This is a genomic window from Nostoc sp. (assembly GCF_054880495.1).
In genome coordinates, this window is the sequence record NZ_JBTYKD010000245.1 from 23,055 (window position 1) to 39,449 (window position 16,395).

14 protein-coding genes and 2 pseudogenes are annotated in these 16,395 nt (G+C 43.7%); 12 read left to right on the forward strand and 4 right to left on the reverse strand.

Annotation, left to right across the window (positions count from 1 at the left end; all coding sequences use genetic code 11):
• The first annotated feature begins 260 nt into the window (after window positions 1-260).
• A pseudogene (locus ACYTXL_RS23055) lies at window positions 261-1,373 on the forward strand (IS630 family transposase).
• 160 nt (window positions 1,374-1,533) lie between these two features.
• On the opposite strand, the gene shc reads toward ACYTXL_RS23055, so the two are convergent.
• Window positions 1,534-3,450, reverse strand: coding sequence for a squalene--hopene cyclase (shc, locus tag ACYTXL_RS23060; protein WP_461926756.1), 1,917 nt, complete (start codon window positions 3,448-3,450; stop codon window positions 1,534-1,536).
• Window positions 3,451-3,572: 122 nt separating this feature from the next.
• On the opposite strand from shc, the gene ACYTXL_RS23065 reads away from it, so the two are divergent.
• From ACYTXL_RS23065 to ACYTXL_RS23075, 3 genes are all read left to right on the forward strand, one after another.
• Window positions 3,573-4,835 (forward strand): glycosyltransferase, encoded by a 1,263-nt coding sequence (locus tag ACYTXL_RS23065; RefSeq protein WP_461926757.1) that lies wholly within the window; start codon window positions 3,573-3,575, stop codon window positions 4,833-4,835.
• An 80-nt stretch (window positions 4,836-4,915) separates the two neighbouring features.
• The gene (locus tag ACYTXL_RS23070; RefSeq protein WP_461926758.1) at window positions 4,916-5,152 is read left to right on the forward strand and encodes a hypothetical protein; all 237 of its coding nucleotides are present in this window, start codon (window positions 4,916-4,918) and stop codon (window positions 5,150-5,152) included.
• A complete protein-coding gene (locus ACYTXL_RS23075; RefSeq protein ID WP_461926759.1) occupies window positions 5,149-5,928 on the forward strand; it encodes a nucleotidyl transferase AbiEii/AbiGii toxin family protein in 780 nt (259 codons plus the stop codon). Before ACYTXL_RS23070 ends, ACYTXL_RS23075 begins: the two co-directional genes overlap by 4 nt.
• A gap of 68 nt (window positions 5,929-5,996) precedes the next feature.
• On the opposite strand, the gene ACYTXL_RS23080 is transcribed toward ACYTXL_RS23075, so the two are convergent.
• Window positions 5,997-6,347 carry an ArsR/SmtB family transcription factor gene (locus tag ACYTXL_RS23080; RefSeq protein WP_461926760.1) on the reverse strand — a complete coding sequence of 117 codons (351 nt, stop codon included), beginning with the start codon at window positions 6,345-6,347 and terminating at the stop codon, window positions 5,997-5,999.
• Between the two features lie 80 nt (window positions 6,348-6,427).
• Here ACYTXL_RS23080 and trxA point away from each other — a divergent pair, with 80 nt between their 5' ends.
• From trxA to ACYTXL_RS23100, 4 genes are all read left to right on the forward strand, one after another.
• Window positions 6,428-6,751: a thioredoxin gene (gene trxA / locus ACYTXL_RS23085; protein ID WP_292829099.1), complete on the forward strand. Its 324-nt coding sequence runs from the start codon at window positions 6,428-6,430 to the stop codon at window positions 6,749-6,751.
• A gap of 326 nt (window positions 6,752-7,077) precedes the next feature.
• Window positions 7,078-7,872, forward strand: a complete 795-nt coding sequence (locus ACYTXL_RS23090; RefSeq protein ID WP_461926761.1) for an SDR family NAD(P)-dependent oxidoreductase — start codon at window positions 7,078-7,080, stop codon at window positions 7,870-7,872.
• 335 nt (window positions 7,873-8,207) lie between these two features.
• The gene (locus tag ACYTXL_RS23095; protein ID WP_461926762.1) at window positions 8,208-9,320 is read left to right on the forward strand and encodes an alkene reductase; all 1,113 of its coding nucleotides are present in this window, start codon (window positions 8,208-8,210) and stop codon (window positions 9,318-9,320) included.
• A 288-nt stretch (window positions 9,321-9,608) separates the two neighbouring features.
• Complete coding sequence (locus tag ACYTXL_RS23100) at window positions 9,609-10,274, forward strand: nitroreductase family protein (RefSeq protein WP_461926763.1); 666 nt, start codon at window positions 9,609-9,611, stop codon at window positions 10,272-10,274.
• Between the two features lie 375 nt (window positions 10,275-10,649).
• Here ACYTXL_RS23100 and ACYTXL_RS23105 read toward each other — a convergent pair whose 3' ends face one another.
• Window positions 10,650-12,410: a hypothetical protein gene (locus ACYTXL_RS23105; RefSeq protein WP_461926764.1), complete on the reverse strand. Its 1,761-nt coding sequence runs from the start codon at window positions 12,408-12,410 to the stop codon at window positions 10,650-10,652.
• Between the two features lie 649 nt (window positions 12,411-13,059).
• Here ACYTXL_RS23105 and ACYTXL_RS23110 point away from each other — a divergent pair.
• The 4 genes from ACYTXL_RS23110 to ACYTXL_RS23125 all read left to right on the forward strand — a co-directional run bounded on the left by ACYTXL_RS23110 (window position 13,060) and on the right by ACYTXL_RS23125 (window position 16,207).
• Window positions 13,060-14,286 carry an ATP-grasp domain-containing protein gene (locus ACYTXL_RS23110; RefSeq protein ID WP_461926769.1) on the forward strand — a complete coding sequence of 409 codons (1,227 nt, stop codon included), beginning with the start codon at window positions 13,060-13,062 and terminating at the stop codon, window positions 14,284-14,286.
• A 90-nt stretch (window positions 14,287-14,376) separates the two neighbouring features.
• The gene (locus tag ACYTXL_RS23115; protein WP_461926765.1) at window positions 14,377-15,258 is read left to right on the forward strand and encodes a succinate--CoA ligase subunit alpha; all 882 of its coding nucleotides are present in this window, start codon (window positions 14,377-14,379) and stop codon (window positions 15,256-15,258) included.
• 14 nt (window positions 15,259-15,272) lie between these two features.
• Window positions 15,273-15,506 (forward strand): hypothetical protein, encoded by a 234-nt coding sequence (locus ACYTXL_RS23120; protein WP_461926766.1) that lies wholly within the window; start codon window positions 15,273-15,275, stop codon window positions 15,504-15,506.
• A gap of 20 nt (window positions 15,507-15,526) precedes the next feature.
• Window positions 15,527-16,207 (forward strand): RibD family protein, encoded by a 681-nt coding sequence (locus tag ACYTXL_RS23125; protein WP_461926767.1) that lies wholly within the window; start codon window positions 15,527-15,529, stop codon window positions 16,205-16,207.
• A gap of 94 nt (window positions 16,208-16,301) precedes the next feature.
• Here the strand turns inward: ACYTXL_RS23125 and ACYTXL_RS23130 are convergent.
• Window positions 16,302-16,395: pseudogene (locus ACYTXL_RS23130) on the reverse strand (photosystem II protein D1); the annotation flags it as partial.

Consider the following 16,395-nt stretch of genomic DNA (forward strand, 5'->3'; position numbering starts at 1 on the left):
ATCTATAGCAGTCCTAAATCATTTGTAAAAATAAATTAACCTGTAGGGGCAATTCATGTAGCTTTAGCTGACCGCAGGGTATTGCCCCTACCTAAAAATCATTCTTTTCAGCTATTGTTTGCGTAAGTCCTGTAAATAAAATGCAAAACTTCATTTTGTCTCTAGCTTTCCTCTCCTTTATAAGGAGAGGGATTGAGGGTGAGGTAATATCATGTTCGCATAATCGCTTATGATAAAAGTAAAGAGTGTAATTATGAACTATGCCGAAACGGATCAGTATAGCCACACATTTAAATATTTCCGAGTTAGAACAGGTTTACCGTCAGGCACTCATACGGAGTAGAAAGTCGTCAATGCCAGATTATATGGTTATTAGCACAAGGGAAAAAAACGGAAGAAGTTGAGGAAGTAACAGGCTATAGCAGAACATGGATCTACGCATTAGTTAAAAGGTATAACGAGTCGGGCATTTCTGGAATAGGCGATGCCTTCGGCGGGCTACGCCGGAGCCGCAGTGAAAATCAGGGAGCAAAGACGCTAATAGACGATATCCACCAAGCACAGCTATGGCAAGCTTTGCAGTCAAACGCGCCAGATGGGGGGTTTTGGAATGGGCGAAAAGTTGCGGATTGGTTAAGTGAAGTTACGGGGACAAAGATTAGTAGATACAGGGGATGGGAGATATTACGGCAGATGACTTTTAGACTACGAGTACCTCGCCCATCTCACACCGAAAGCGACCCTTTTGAGCAAGAAGCCTGGAAAAAAAACTAGCTATAGAAGTTGAAGAACTCAAAGCTAATTACCCAGATGCAGAAATTCAACTTTGGTGCGAGGATGAACAGACGCTCGAAGACTCGCTAACGCTTCACTATCGTTTAGGACTCAAGCCGATTATTCGACGAGTTTATGTTCCCGAAGGGGAAACACCAATAGCCAATGTCAACTGGAGATACAAGTGGTTATGGTTGTATGCGTTCGTACATCCCAATACCGGGGAAAGTTATTGGTGGATTCTTCCTTACGTCAATACAGAGCTGTTTAATCAGGTTTTAGCAGATTTTGCCCGTGAATTCAACTTAGGCGCTAATAAACATATTCTCTTAGCTGTTGACCAAGCTGGGTGGCATACCAGCAAAGATTTAGAGCTACCCGTTGGGCTACATTTGACACTTTTACCCTCCCATTCACCTGAATTGCAACCTGCGGAAAGATTGTGGACTTTGGTTAACGAACCAATTGCCAATCAAACATTTGAGACACTCGATGATTTGGAGGAAATTTTATTCCGTCGCTGTCAATCTTTACTTCAACAGCAAGATTTGATTCAAGGGTTAACTGGTTTTCATTGGTGGATTCAAATCGGGGCTTAATCATAAGTAATTTACCGAACATGATATAACAACTTACAACTTGAACGTTTCTAATTACAACTTTAGTTGAACTTATGACAAATTTAATTTTAAGAACTCTCCTTTCTTCCCAGCTGATCTAAACCGTATTGGTTGTTTCCCACAGCGTATTGCATCCAAACTAATTTTCTCTAATTACTCTTTGATAGCGACCTAGCGCGATTAAAGGAAAGTATTGTTGATACATATGATACTTGAGATAAAAATGGCAAGGGAAGCCAGTACCTGTAAAGTCCGCCTCAAACCAAGTACCATCGGGCTGTTGAGTTGCCACTAGATAGCCAATTCCCCGTTCAATAGCCTCAAGAGCTAATTTACCTGTTGCTTCACCTGCTGCTATTAGCCCAATTAAAGCCCAAGCAGTTTGAGATGCAGTACTATTTCCTTTTCCTTTGAGACTAGGATCATCATAGCTGCGGCAAGTTTCACCCCAACCCCCATCTGGGTTTTGACATCCAACTAACCAAACTGCTCCCCGTTCTATACTCAGTTTATGCCTTTGAGGATCAATTAACGCCAAGGCTGAGAGGACGCTACTGGTGCCGTAGATATAATTTACACCCCAACGACCAAACCAACAGCCTTCAGTTTCTTGTTCGCGCAGAAGATAAGTAAGCGATCGCTCTAAATTATAACTATCTATTGACAGGTTACAAGCACCAAGCATTTCTACGACTCTAGCCGTAACATCTGCGGTGTTTGGATCAATCATGGCTTTCAAGTCGCCATAAGGAATCGAGTTGAGCCAATCTTGATCATTATCCAAATCGAAAGCAGCCCACCCGCCTGGTTTACATTGCATAGATGCAATCCAGTTTAAGGCACGAGCGATCGCTGCCTGCTTAATTTTTTCATTAGGGAGTTTCGCTAAATCTAGTGCCATCACCACCACAGCCGAGTCGTCTACATCTGGATAAAAGTTATTGTCAAACTCAAATGCCCAAGCCCCTGGTTTTCCCTGACGATTTTTGACAGCCCAATCTCCGTAATCTAAAATTTGTTTTTGTAGCAACCATTCTCCAGCCTTTACCACAGCCGGATGATCTGGTGCAAAACCAGAATCTACCAAAGCACGTATCACCCAAGCGGTATCCCAGACGGGTGAAACACAAGGCTGTACCCGGTAGCTATCCTCTGTTTCAATGGCAAAATTATCAATTGCTTGCAAACCTCGTTCCACAATGGGGTCGCTTGGGTTATAATCCAGACAGCGCAAAGCTAGCATTGAATTCAGCATCGCTGGAATAATGCCGCCCCAATCGCCTGTAGCTTCTTGGCGCTCTAAAATCCATTTTTCGGCGGCTTTGATGCCTTCTTCACGAAAAGGTACTAAATTCAGACTTTCTGCCAACTTGAACCCCTGATCAAGGGTGAGGAATAAATCTGTCCAATCGCCACTTTGGGGTAATTCCCACCGGACTCGATCAACACCTTCAACGTATAGCTCATCTAGGTTGATAGCTGAGTCCGTGAGAAAAACAGGTTTGCGATCGCATACAATCAGTAATGGTACTGTGCTAGAACGTGCCCAGCTAGACATCTCGTAGATATTTACGGGGAAAGCTTTTGGCAACAGCATCACCCAAGCTGGTAGCGAGGGAATACCACGCCAGTTGTAGCAGCCAATCAAAGCTAAGTGCAACTTGGTAAAAATCCGAGTTTTGCTGATACCACCCCGTTGGAGAATAAAAGCTTGCGCCCGAATCATGTCCAGATCGGTTGCTGGTACACCTAGCAGTCTCAGCGCCATATAAGCTTCAACCGAGGTGCTAATTTCTCCGCCATCACCATAGTAAAGTTCCCAGCCGCCATGCTGCCGTTGCTCTTGACGCAAATATGCTTCAACTTTATCTAAAGGTCTGGTTTGGTCTGTTCCCCAAATTTTATGCAGCAGGACCACTTCAGCAGTGATGGTGACATTAGATTGTAATTCTGCCCACCAGTAACCTACGGGATTTTGAATCGAAAGCAAATATTGTTGGCTAGCTGCGATCGCTGTTACAACTTGATTGACTTTTACCCTGTCTTGTGTTTGCATCAAATACTATTTAACCTCAACACCCAACACTAGCTATGAACACGGCACTACAGTAAAAAAATTTTTTACTCTAACAGTAGACATAGTATTCTGTCTGAGTTACTGAGAATTTGCAATAGGTCATGGGTGTAATTGTATTAGGATTGATGCTCTTATCCTTAACAATTTGGTTGGGGTTACTGTGTTTTCGGGGGCAGTTTTGGCGGACAGACCAGCAACTAGAGGTTACAGAAACTCAGCTAAAATCATTACCTGTGGTTTGTGCGGTGGTTCCAGCTCGTAACGAAGCTGATTTGATATCAACTAGCTTGCGATCGCTCCTACTTCAAGATTATCCTGGTTCTTTCAACGTGTTTTTGGTAGACGATCGCAGCACAGACCGGACAGCAAATTTTGCCGAAGGAGTTGCACACGCTGTAGGTAAACCTCAGCAATTGCATATTATCACTGGTGAAACATTGCCTCCTGGTTGGTCGGGCAAACTTTGGGCAGTTGAGCAAGGTATAAACAGCGCGAGTTTATTTGCACCTGACTATTATTTGCTGACTGACGCAGATATCGAACATGATCCTGGTAATCTTCGCCGACTCGTTGCTAAAGCTGTGCAGGAAGATTTAGACATGGTTTCTGTAATGGTGCGACTCAGGTGTGAAAGCTTTTGGGAAAAACTTTTGATTCCGGCTTTCGTGTTTTTCTTCCAAAAACTCTATCCCTTTCGTTGGGTGAATAATCCCAACAATCCCACAGCCGCCGCAGCCGGAGGATCTATTTTGATCGCCCGTGAAGCTTTAGAGCGAATCGGGGGTATTCAAGTCATTCGCCAAGCTTTAATTGACGATTGCGCCCTGGCTTGTGCCGTTAAAAGTAGTGAGAGAGTAGGAGACTGGGAGAGTGGGAGAGACAGTAATTCTTCCTTCTCCTCATCTCCCTCATCTCCCTCATCTCCCTCATCCTCCCCCACAGGGCGTATCTGGCTAGGATTGAGTACTTTAACTTACAGTTTGCGTCCCTATGATTCCCTAGCGACGATTTGGGATATGGTTGCCCGTAGTGCCTATACCCAACTGAATTATTCTCCATTATTACTATTGGGAACTTTGGTGGGAATGCCTCTGATTTATCTAGTTCCCCCTGTGTGTGTAATTCTGGGTGCAGTTTGGAGCAATTGGGCGATCGCACTTACAGGTATATTAGGATGGCTGTTAATGGCTTTTGCTTACTACCCGACAATCCGCTTTTATAAATGTTCTCCTTGGTTAGCATTTAGTTTACCTGTGATCGCTTTTCTCTATACGCTGATGACTTTAGACTCAGCATTACGTCACTGGCAAGGTCGCGGCGGCGCTTGGAAAGGAAGAGTTTATCACAGCCCAGATAATTTTTAGTTAGAATAAAATTGAATTTCAAAATCGTTAGTGCTAATCTAAAATTAAAGTTAAGCCTAAAGTGGTTGATTAAAAGAGTTATGACAACCGCAACACCAACAATTAATCCTGTTACTGTCCCCAAAAAGCTGCCTTTTCTGGAGTCAATTTGTTGGCAGACCACCGATGTATATCGTTTTACTTCAGAACAAATGCTGAGTCGCTACGAGCGTGGTTGGCAATATCACAATCTATTTAATAATCTTGAGGGTGAAGAACTGAATTTCCTTGAGGAACTTGCCAGACATTACAAGTCCTGGTTGCAAGTTTGTTTATGACCTTCAGGTTAGAACACCATAATCAAATTCTCACAGTTCTTCAATGCTTAGATTCCGATATACTTAGGAAGGGTTCTGCTTACTTCGGTGGCGGAACTCTTCTGGCATTTGAGTTTGAAGAATATCGCTGGAGTAAGGACGTTGATTTTATCGCTTCTGTTGGTACAGAAGGCTATAAGTACCTGCGTACAGTGGTATTTGAGGGTGGGCATGAAGCATTATTTCGGGATTTAAGTAAAATCCAAGTTGGACGTAGCACAACTGACCAATATGGAATTCGGATGATAGTTTTTGTAGGTGATGTGCCGATTAAAACGGAAATTATTGCCGAAACTCGTTTTCAACTAGACCCACCAAGATATCCAAACTGGTCAGTGGTTCCGTGCTTGAGCTTCAATGACTGTTTTACCTCTAAACTGCTGTCAAATTCTGACCGTTACGCAGATAACAGCGTTGAGGCAAGAGATTTAATTGATCTAGCAATTCTCAGGCTGCAATCGCCAATCCCTCAAGTATCAATTGAGAAGGCTGAAAAAGCCTATGAGGTTATACGTCCTTTGAAAAGAGCGATTGCACTCTTTCAGGAAAGACCAGATTACAGGCAGAAATGCTTTCTTGGTCTGCAAGTTGATCAAGCGCAGATACCCAAAATTATCGACGGTATTGATTTACTCGCTATAGATTTAGGTTTATCTCACACTCCAAGGGTTTTTCGAGAACAACATGATATCTTTGCTGATTTAGAAACACAAATTAAAAAACGAGAAGATTCTTAAACAATTCATGCCCAATGCCCAATACTTCGACGTCCCTCAGTACAAGTCAGTACAAGTGCCCAATGCCCCTAAATCATTGAAGCTGTTTGTTTAGTAGTGGCGGGTTCAACAGGCAATGGTTGAGCGGCTTTCAATACTGCATCCAGCAACCCTGGAAACAGCACCTCTAAATCTTCACGCCGCAGTATGTTAATGTGATGTGTCCCGGATTTCCGTGTCAAGACTATCCCCGACTGCCGCAAAATCTTAAAGTGATTGGACATGGTAGACTTAGCGATCGCAAAATCAAACCTCGCACAGCATTGTTCCCCCTCAGTCGCCAGCCGCCGCACAATCTCCAGCCGCACTGGATCGCCCAATGCGTACAGCACTCCCGGTAAAGAAATATTTTTTCGATCTGGATGATAAAGAAATCTCATACTTGCATTATCTCATTAAGTGGCATATATTTTTATTATTCGATATTATCGAATTATAGAATTAATTAGGAAGGCAATTTATGTCATCCATTACAAATGTCACAGAAGCCACATTCAAGCAAGAAGTCTTGGAAAGTGAAATTCCGGTCTTAGTAGACTTTTGGGCCCCGTGGTGCGGTCCTTGCCGGATGGTGGGTCCAGTCGTCGATGAAGTTGCTGTTGAATACGAAGGACAGGTGAAATTTGTGAAGCTGAACACGGATCAAAATCCGACTGTTGCCAGCCATTATGGAATTCGTAGTATTCCGACGCTGATGGTTTTTAAGGGAGGTCGGCAGGTCGATACTGTCGTTGGGGCAGTCCCAAAAACCACCTTGAATAAGACCTTAGCACAGCATCTTTAATTTAAGGGAGAGACGCGATTAATCGCGTCTCTACTGGGGAGTGGGGAAAGACTTTTTCAATAATTCTTCTTTGTCCCCCTTCTCCCCCAGTCCCAGAGCATTCTGTTTCAATTGACGCACTCCCCCGCATGAATGAGGGGGGATTCTGGGTTCAAGCAGCAATTGCAGGTACACCCGTCTTACATTGCCTCGCCCACTGGACAACGCCCTGCCCAGGATATATATCTTACCATTAACGGCTGAAATTTATTCAGCCATCCGCTTATATCCCCCGCATAAATGACGGGGGCTTTACACATCACAACTCGTAACGGGGAAAGAGTGAAATGGACTTGAAATTGCATGGTAAATCCGCGCTGGTCAGTGGATCAACCGCAGGTATTGGTTTGGCGATCGCCCTTGGGCTAGCTCAAGAGGGTGCATCAGTGATTGTCAACGGTCGGTCTGAAGAACGAGTTGCCCAAGCGATCGCTAAAATTAAGCAAAGTACACCTGATGCGAAAGTTTCTGGTGTAGTTGCTGACGCCGGTACTGCATCAGGGGTAGAGCAACTCGTTCAAAAAGTTCCTCACGTTGATATTCTCATCAACAATGTCGGTATTTATGAGCCAAAAACGTTTTTTGATATTACTGATGAAGACTGGTTAAAGATATTTGAGGTTAACGTCTTCAGTGGAGTCCGTTTGAGTCGGCAATATCTGCAAAAGCAGCTAGAGCAAAACTGGGGGCGGATAATTTTTATCTCCAGCGAATCTGCTATTCAAATCCCCGTGGAAATGATTCACTACGGCACAACTAAGACAGCGCAACTAGCCATTGCACGAGGTCTAGCAGAAATGACTGTTGGGACTGGAGTTACAGTAAACTCCGTCCTACCAGGGCCAACCCGCTCAGAAGGAGTTGAAGACTTTATCACCAAACTGGCGCAAGAACGCGGTATTAGTGGCAGTGAAGTTGAAGCTGAGTTTTTCCAAAATGTGCGTCCAACTTCCCTAATTAAACGCTTTGCAACTAATGAAGAAGTAGCAGCGATCGTAGTTTACCTTTCTAGTCCCGTAGCATCAGCAACTAATGGTGCAGCTTTGCGGGTAGATGGTGGCGTAATTCGGTCAATTGTTTAGTATTTTAACCACACACATCTGTTGTCGAGGCACAGCAATGCTCATGCATGTACAACCTAAGCTGAAAGCCAGTTTATAACAAGTTTTTAGAGATTATCTCTTATCTGGTTATCTCGTTCCCAGTCTGAGGCTGGGAATGCCCGTCCTTGAGGCTCCGGCTCCGTAACTCGCGGCAGAGCCGCAATGAGCAGCATTTCCAGCCTCTGGCTGGAAACGAGGTTTGAAAAGGGTTTTACCTTTAGTTGAAACCAATGAGCAATGTTCCCTACTGCGTGGTCTATTTAATCCCAGATGTGGGGTTGCGAATTTTGAATTTTGAATTGGAGTAAAGCGACATGACTACTGATATCAACTTATTCTCTCCTTACCAATTAGGGAATCTGGAACTACCTAACCGGATAGTGATGGCACCCTTAACCCGAAACAGGGCTAGTCAGGGAAACGTACCATATCAACTCAATGCTACCTACTACGCCCAACGTGCTTCCGCCGGACTGATTATTTCCGAAGCAACACAGGTAACTCCTGAAGGACAGGGCTATCCCGCTACACCAGGAATTCATTCACCAGAACAGGTGGAGGGATGGAAGTTAGTGACCGATGCTGTGCATCAGCAGGGAGGAAGAATTTTTATGCAATTATGGCACGTAGGCAGGATTTCCCACCCTGACTTACAACCGAATGGAGCTTTACCTGTGGCACCTTCTGCTATTGCTCCTAAAGGTGAAGCTTCAACTTATCAGGGGCCAAAACCCTTTGTTACCCCCCGTGCTTTAGAAACTTCGGAAATACCGCAGATAGTCGAACAGTACCGTCAAGGAGCAGCAAATGCCCTAGCAGCTGGGTTTGATGGGGTGGAAATTCACGCAGCTAATGGTTATTTAATAGATCAGTTTCTCCGGGATCGCACCAATCAACGTACAGATAAATATGGGGGTAAGATTGAAAATCGTGCCCGATTCCTGTTAGAGGTGACAGAGGCGATAACTAGTGTGTGGGATTCTAACCAAGTCGGAGTACGTCTTTCTCCCAGTGGGACTTTTAACGATATAGGTGACTCCAATCCCCTGGAGACATTCGGTTATGCGGCTCAAGCCTTGAACCAGTTTAATTTGGCATATCTGCATATTTTTGAGGCAACAGAGGCAGACATCAGACATGGCGGGATAATTGTACCCACTAGTCATATCCGCGATCGCTTTACAGGTACACTGATCGTCAATGGTGGTTATACCCGTGAAAAAGGCGATGCAGTACTGGCAAACAAAGCAGCAGATTTAGTTGCCTTTGGCACATTATTTATATCAAATCCAGATTTACCCCAACGCTTGGCTTTGAATGCACCACTAAATCAAGCAAATCAAGCAAGCTTTTATGGTGGCGATGAAAAGGGATATACAGACTATCCATTTTGGTCAACTGCTAACGAGCCGATAGCTAAGGCGTAATTTATAATTCGTAATTCGTAATGATGCTCAATGACTCGCTAACGTAATTCGTAATTATGACTTTACGACTGTTTGTTGCGCGTTTGGTAGGCAAGTCGTTTGTTCTGAAACAAGGTAATAATTTTTATTTTTGTTTGATGAATAAATACATTTGCTTGTACCCTAATTACGTTAGCGCATCGGTAGCGAGTCCGCGTATCCTTACTATACAAGCAAGCTACGCGCAGCATCTCGTAGAGAGCGTTATTACGAATTATTTAGTCATAACTCAACTATCAGGAGAATCTCATGAGTTCCATCACTCAAACTCAACCTTTAGATGTACCCAGTGCGATCGCTAAACGCCGTGCAATCAAAACTTTTAAAACAGACCCCATCGCCCCAGAACTGCTCAAGCAACTGGTAGAGTTAACCGTGGCTGCACCCAGCAGTTATAATCTCCAGGACTGGCAAATTATTCTTGTGCAAGATGAAGCGCAAAAGGCAGCATTGTCAGCAGCATCTTTTAATCAACAGCAAATAGTTCAAGCACCTGTAACCTTTATTTTTGCTGCCGATCCTAACGCAGGCGAACAAAACTTGACTCCGATTCTCGAGCAGGGACTTCAGACTGGAGCATGGAATGAAGGCACTGTCAACTACTTTAAAAACGCCGTCCCGCAATTTCAAGCTGGGCTAGGCGACAAGCGACGCGAGTATGCCATCAAAGATGCCATCATTGCGGCTACCCATTTGGTGTTAGCAGCAGAAAGTCTGGGATTATCTACCTGTTTTATGAATGGTTGGCTTGAAGACAAGGTGAAAGAAGTAATTGGTGCAACAGATAATCCAGATTTAGCGATCGCTGTTTTAGTTCCTGTTGGCTATGCAGCAGAACCACGCTTAAATCCAGGTCGTTTGCCATTTTCCTCCAACGTCTCTGTAGACAGAATTGGTAATCCTTATGCAGGGTAAGGGTAGTTTTCTCTAAATTCGGCGTTGGGTAAAAAAACCCTTGGCTGAGTTGTTTACGACGCGGCTTTTTAATTATTAAAGCCGCGTTTCTCATCAGACTTACGCATCATAAATATCTACTATACAGAATTTGGGTTTTTTAGCCATGTCTAACACCCAAAACAGTAAATATGTTACCAAATCAGGGTTGCACTCAGCACCAGAAATGTCCATTTTGCGTGATACATATTATAGTCAATTAGTATAGTGTGTAAGTTTTATCTCAATCATTTGACATTATTATATTCCAAACCCCTGTACAGACGCGATTAATCGCGTCTCTCCAAACCCCTGTACAGACGCGATTAATCGCGTCTCTCCTAACTCCTAACTTTTCTACCCGCCTAAAGTCCTTGTATAAATTACCTGACCTTGGGAATCATAGAGGAAAAGAGATAGGTTAGCATTGTCACTAATTACAGCTAAAGCTTCCTGTAAGATTTGCAAGTGATTGGTAACGTCAACAGCAGTATCCGAGTTCTTAGAATAAGGATTAGCCAAGTTAGTTTGCCTTATTTGGTCATACTCCGGGGTTAGCCGGACAATAATTCTTGTATTGTCTATGCTAAATGTGCAAATCCGAATTCCATTAATACAGGTTTTATCTAAGTCGGTGCGGTTTTGTTGCAAACTACTAACAACTTGTAGTTTTTCTTGTACTTGTTTGAGGGCTGCTGAATAGGGTTCGATCAGAGACTGAGCCTGAGTGTAGTACAAGCTATCTTGGGAAACTTTTTTAGCAGTTTGCAAAGCCTGATCCCAGTATGTCGCAGCTGCTTGCCATTGGTTTTGTTGCTGATAAACTTTGGCTTGCTTGGCGCTGCTAACGGCTTGTTGGTAGGTTTTAACAGCAAATTGTTCTTTTGTAGCGCGATCGCGTGCTGCCACTAACTTAGGTTTATAATCTATCAACAGCTTTTGGGCTTCTTGGTATCCAACGCTAGTTTGGGGAATAGTATTCAAGGCATTAACTACCACCAGCCAAGTAGACTGCACCTTTTGCCATTCATTCAAGGATTTAGCGGTAGTTTCGCGGTTCTCGGCTGCATTGGCTACAGCTTTTGCTGCTGTTAGTTTTTTCAGCCATTTTTCCTCAGTAAATATCTGTTGATTTACAACGTGCAAACGGATACGATAACTAAGTAATTTACCTTGCACCAGTCCATAGAGTTCACTACTGGAACTTATAGTTTCTAGTGGCGCTATAGCCTGTCGCCATAAGTGCTGCCTAGCTTGTAATTCCTCTAGGCTATATGCAACTTTTTGTTCCGCCAAGGATGCCATCTGCAAAGCCTTGACCACCTGGTTGATTTTTTCTGATCGTCCAGACAAAGTTGCTTTTAGTTCTTCTGACACTTGGTAACGGGGCGACCAACTAGGAATTGCATTCAGGGCTACGCTGGCTGCTATAAGTTGCTGTTGTAGAGCTATTAATTCTTTTTCAGAGTTGGCGCGGCGCATCAGTTGCGGGGATATTGTTTTTAATTGCTCGGCATTTTGTATTTCTTTACACTCAGACATCACACAAGGGCGAGTCAATAAGTAAGCACCACCGCCTAAAACTACAGTTCCCACCAACACTGCACCCAGTAGGATAAGTTTGATTGGGAATGCTGGCTTTGAAGCCAACAAATTCGGCGCATCTGCAAACGGGTCAAACGGTTGCTCCTCTTGAGTCTCATCGATTGATGGAGAATATGTCAGAGATGATGAAGCATTTACTCTTCCCTCTCCCTTGTCTCCCCTGTCTCCCTTGTCTCCCCTGCTCCCCATCTTCCCATTCCCCAATCCCCCCGTCTGCTTCAATGCCAAGAAACATTTGGCATAAGGGAGTTGTTCGCCAAAAACTCTAAGGAAACATTGCACTCGTTGCTCTTTGTGGGGTGCTAAAGACTGAAGTACTTCCTCAATGACTGCAAAAATTAGTTGAGCGTCAACTATTACATCTGATGTGTGTTCCGTTAAAATCATTAGCTCGTTTTTATTGACGGCACACTTCACCTCGAAGACTTCAGTCGTTGAGACTTCTACAAGTAATTGTTCCTGCAAAGTTTTGGCTAAAAGCTGTAAATCTTCCTGCTGGACTGCTACTTTCATAGAGCTTTCCCGCTAAATTTCTATATTGTTTTGATTATCTTTAAGGAGATGAAACAAACTTTCTGGGTTTGTTGAATGCAAATGCACAGTTTAACCAACCACAGCCGGAAAATCTGAACGACCAACTTTCTAACACAAATTCTGACTTTTCACCAAAAGTTAAAAAGGCAGTTATTGTTCGCGTCGCTACATTTTCATTGTGCTAGATGCCAAAAAAATAATCTATCTTCAGATATCAATTACAAATAAAAGATGGGAATAATAGAGCTTTTGAGTATTTTCACTGTATTTATTGGCGACAATTAAATTCACACTAGCTACTGGTGTCGAAAATTCTGGTTGCAGAGCAGTTGTGACAAAATTATCCCAGGGTTAAGGAAACGATCCTATGTCAGAGGGTTTTGACAGAAATGCTAGTTATCTTCTATGCTGAGAAACTTACTGAGGAGATTAATTACGTGTTGTGGCTGTGGCATAAACAGGTTGGCTATCGAAATTAATCTGCCTGATTTGCGGAATTCGATAAAATTGAACCGTGAAAAAATAAATTTTTATAGCTGCCAAAAGCTTAATTATGCAATAAAGGTGATGCAAAATATTAAGACAGCACTAACTAAAGGTTTGAAAAGTTTCAATGCAAGGTGTATCAATGGATTTATTAGAGTACCAAGTTAAAGAATGGTTTGGGAAGATAGGCATTCCGGTATTGCCCTCCCAACGAATTGACCATCCTACAGATTTAAAACGTTTAAAAATTCGCTTTCCAATTGTACTGAAATCTCAAGTACATGGAGCAGAACGGGCAAAAGCTGGTGGAGTCAGGTTTGCGGAGACGACAATCGATGCGATCGCAGCTGCTCAAAATATCTTTAGTTTACCAATATGGGGCGAATTGCCGGAAGTTGTGCTGGCAGAATCCCAATACGACGCCAACCAGGAATTTTATCTAGCGGTGGTTTTAGATACTGCTGTTTGCCGACCAGTACTTTTAGGTTGCAAAGAAGCGGACATCGATTGGGAATCGGCTGGGGAAAAAATGCACTATGTCGTTGTAGAACAGGAATTCTCGCCATTTTATGCCCGACGACTGGCTTTGAAAATGGGTTTGCAAGGGACGCTGATGCAGTCGGTAAGCAGCGTTGTGGAGAAGATGTACGAGTTATTTGTGCAAAAAGACCTGGATTTAGTCGAAATCAATCCTTTGGCAGTCAGTGCGACTAGTCAAGTTATGGCTCTTAATGGTAAAGTCAGAGTCAACGAACGGGCGATCAAGCGTCATCCCGATCTTGCGGAGACGGCGGCAAAAATTATCAGCCGTCATACCAGTACTGAAATCAATGGGATTTTGGGCGACTGGGATGGTATCGAAATGCATGGAAAAATCGGTATTTTAGGTAATGGTACTGGTTCAGTCATGGCAACTTTGGATTTAGTTGCTAATGCTGGTGGCAAACCAGGTGTTTGTTTGAATCTACGTCATGCTTTCCTCACAGATACTACACCAACTACCTTCTGCGATCGCCTAGCTACAGGTCTGAAAATCCTGGAGGCTGACAAAAGCATTCAAGTAATACTAATTAACTTTATGGGTAGCATTCCTCAAACTGAGGAAGTGGCTGAAATAATAGCCAGAGTTGTGCAGCAAGACAACAACGAACTTAAATCACAGGTTGTACATTCTAATGGTAGTAAAAATCGGCAAGAACCGAATTTTTCACCCTTAGTTGTTCGTTTGGCTGGTTCTGAATTTGATGCTGCTAGAAAATATTTAGCAACACTAAAAACCCCCAGCAATGCGCTCCTGGTGGTAGAAAATTTAGATGAGGCAGTGGCGGCAGCAGTTCGGCTTGCTAAACCAACGGTTAATAAGAAGTAGTAAAAATTGAATCAATCCGACATGAAAAACTTGTCGTTTTTATGCCAAGTAGTCCAAGGCACTGGGTTGCCAAACTTACGGTAATTTTTTATGAACCTAAAGCCAGAAAGTAAAGTCTTAATTCAAGGCTTTTGTGAATTTATATCAGGCACTCATGTTGCTCAAATGATAGCTTATGGCACGAATTTGGTAGCTGGTGTCAATCCAGGATGTGGCGGACAGGAACTGCATGGACTGCCAGTATTTGACTTAGTAGAGGAAGTAATAGAACGATTTGGGGCAATTGACACGACAATTATTTGTGTAGATCCTTACGACGTGCTAGATGCGGCATTAGAAGCGATCGCATCTCATATTCGCCAGATCATTATTATCACTGCTGGCGTGCCGCCTTTGGATATGGTGCAATTACTCCGCAAAGCCGAAGCCTGTGAAACTCTGGTAGTCGGGCCAAATAGTCCAGGGATAATTGTGCCGGGAAAAATTCTCTTAGGTACTCAACCTAGCGAGTTTTATACCCCTGGTGCAGTGGGGATCGTTAGTCGTAGCAGCACCCTCACCTACGAAATCGCCTACGAATTAACAAAAGCAGGTTTGGGGCAATCGATTAGTGTCAGTATTGGTAGTGATGCGATCGTTGGTTCCTCCTTTCTGCAATGGCTGCAAATTCTCGATGAGGATGAAACTACACAGGCGATCGTTTTAGTCGGTCAACCTGGTGGTGGTAGTGAAGAAGCAGCAGCGCGGTACATTGCTGAGGCAATTGATAAACCAGTAATTGCCTATATTGCAGGCAGACAAGCACCACCAGGAAAAAGTTGGCGTCAAACTGGCACTTTAGCAACGTTTATCGGACGCGATCCTAATTTTGGCACAGCCCAAAGTAAATTAGCTGCCTTAAAAGAAGCGCAAGTTCCAGTAGCTGAACGTCCTTCTCAGATTCCAGAATTATTGAGAAAGGAGATTAACTAATATAGGACTTGAAGTTGGCAGCAGATCTGGAACTGCGATCGCCAGGGCGCTACTGCCTTCATGCTTCATCTCCAAAATGCGATCGTCGTCGGCTGCTAAACTTGGGCTTTCAATCAGCAAGTAATATCGGTACTTACCTAGGGGCCAAGATAGCCTTCATCAAAGTCGCTAGTGTCAAATTAGAAAGTGATTTAAAGCCAAATGCAACAACTATTCATAGCAAAGAATTCAAAAAGGTAAAATTATAAAGAACCGTCAGAACGTAATCATGTCAGCTATCCAAACAACTGTGGTTCTTGCCATGACGGCCGATGGAAAGATTAGCGCCGTAGATCCGAAAGCGCCTCGTGAATCTGATGCAGCTGATCAAGCACACTTAGAGTATCAAGCCTCCCTTGCTGATCTAGTCCTGGTAGGAGCCGGGACGATTCGGGCTGAGGGGGAAACCTTTACAATTCGCAATCCCGAACTGTTGGCAGCACGTAAGGTTCGGGGGCAGTCTCCCCAGCCCATTACCTGCGTTGTCTCAGGTTCCCTTGACCTATCGCTGGACTTGCCTTTTTTAAGTCAGGATATTGAGCGATGGATATTTACGACACGGGCTGGTTTGGAGCGCAATTCTAATGCAACAACCTTGCAAAAACTGGCTGAATTAATTGATTTGGGAGATAAAAACCTGGACTGGGATCGAGCCTACACCTTGATGGCAGAGCGGGGTATTCACAAGGTCGTTACTTTGGGAGGTGGCTCTTTAACAGCTTCTTTACTGCAAGCAGGACGAATTGACGATTGGTGGTTGACAATTTGGCCTGTCATTTATGGAGGAAAGCACGCCCCTAGCCCAGTGGAGGGAGAGGGTTTTGTTCCCAATGCAGCTCCTCATCTCCAACTCGTCGAAACTCGTCAGGTTGGAAGTGAATTGTTTTTACACTACCGTACACTCAACTGAGAATGCAGTGCCAGAATTAAGCGCTATAATCATTGATACTAAAAAGCGCCCTCCTTTTCGGGAGAGCGCTTTTTGATTTAGCTAAACTTCAGAATTAACCGTTGATAGCAGGAGCGGTTAGAGCTACAGGAGCAAAATCACCAGCAGCCAAATCTAGAGGGAAGTTGTGAGCATTGCGCTCGTGCATT

Coding starts and splice junctions, on each gene's coding strand:
- trxA (WP_292829099.1), top strand. CDS start 6,428: ATGTCATCCATTACAAATGTCACAGAAGCCACATTCAAGCAAGAAGTC.
- ACYTXL_RS23065 (WP_461926757.1), top strand. CDS start 3,573: ATGGGTGTAATTGTATTAGGATTGATGCTCTTATCCTTAACAATTTGG.
- ACYTXL_RS23115 (WP_461926765.1), top strand. CDS start 14,377: ATGAACCTAAAGCCAGAAAGTAAAGTCTTAATTCAAGGCTTTTGTGAA.
- ACYTXL_RS23110 (WP_461926769.1), top strand. CDS start 13,060: ATGGATTTATTAGAGTACCAAGTTAAAGAATGGTTTGGGAAGATAGGC.
- ACYTXL_RS23090 (WP_461926761.1), top strand. CDS start 7,078: ATGGACTTGAAATTGCATGGTAAATCCGCGCTGGTCAGTGGATCAACC.
- ACYTXL_RS23100 (WP_461926763.1), top strand. CDS start 9,609: ATGAGTTCCATCACTCAAACTCAACCTTTAGATGTACCCAGTGCGATC.
- ACYTXL_RS23075 (WP_461926759.1), top strand. CDS start 5,149: ATGACCTTCAGGTTAGAACACCATAATCAAATTCTCACAGTTCTTCAA.
- ACYTXL_RS23080 (WP_461926760.1), bottom strand. CDS start 6,347: ATGAGATTTCTTTATCATCCAGATCGAAAAAATATTTCTTTACCGGGA.
- ACYTXL_RS23095 (WP_461926762.1), top strand. CDS start 8,208: ATGACTACTGATATCAACTTATTCTCTCCTTACCAATTAGGGAATCTG.
- ACYTXL_RS23125 (WP_461926767.1), top strand. CDS start 15,527: ATGTCAGCTATCCAAACAACTGTGGTTCTTGCCATGACGGCCGATGGA.
- shc (WP_461926756.1), bottom strand. CDS start 3,450: ATGCAAACACAAGACAGGGTAAAAGTCAATCAAGTTGTAACAGCGATC.
- ACYTXL_RS23070 (WP_461926758.1), top strand. CDS start 4,916: ATGACAACCGCAACACCAACAATTAATCCTGTTACTGTCCCCAAAAAG.
- ACYTXL_RS23105 (WP_461926764.1), bottom strand. CDS start 12,410: ATGAAAGTAGCAGTCCAGCAGGAAGATTTACAGCTTTTAGCCAAAACT.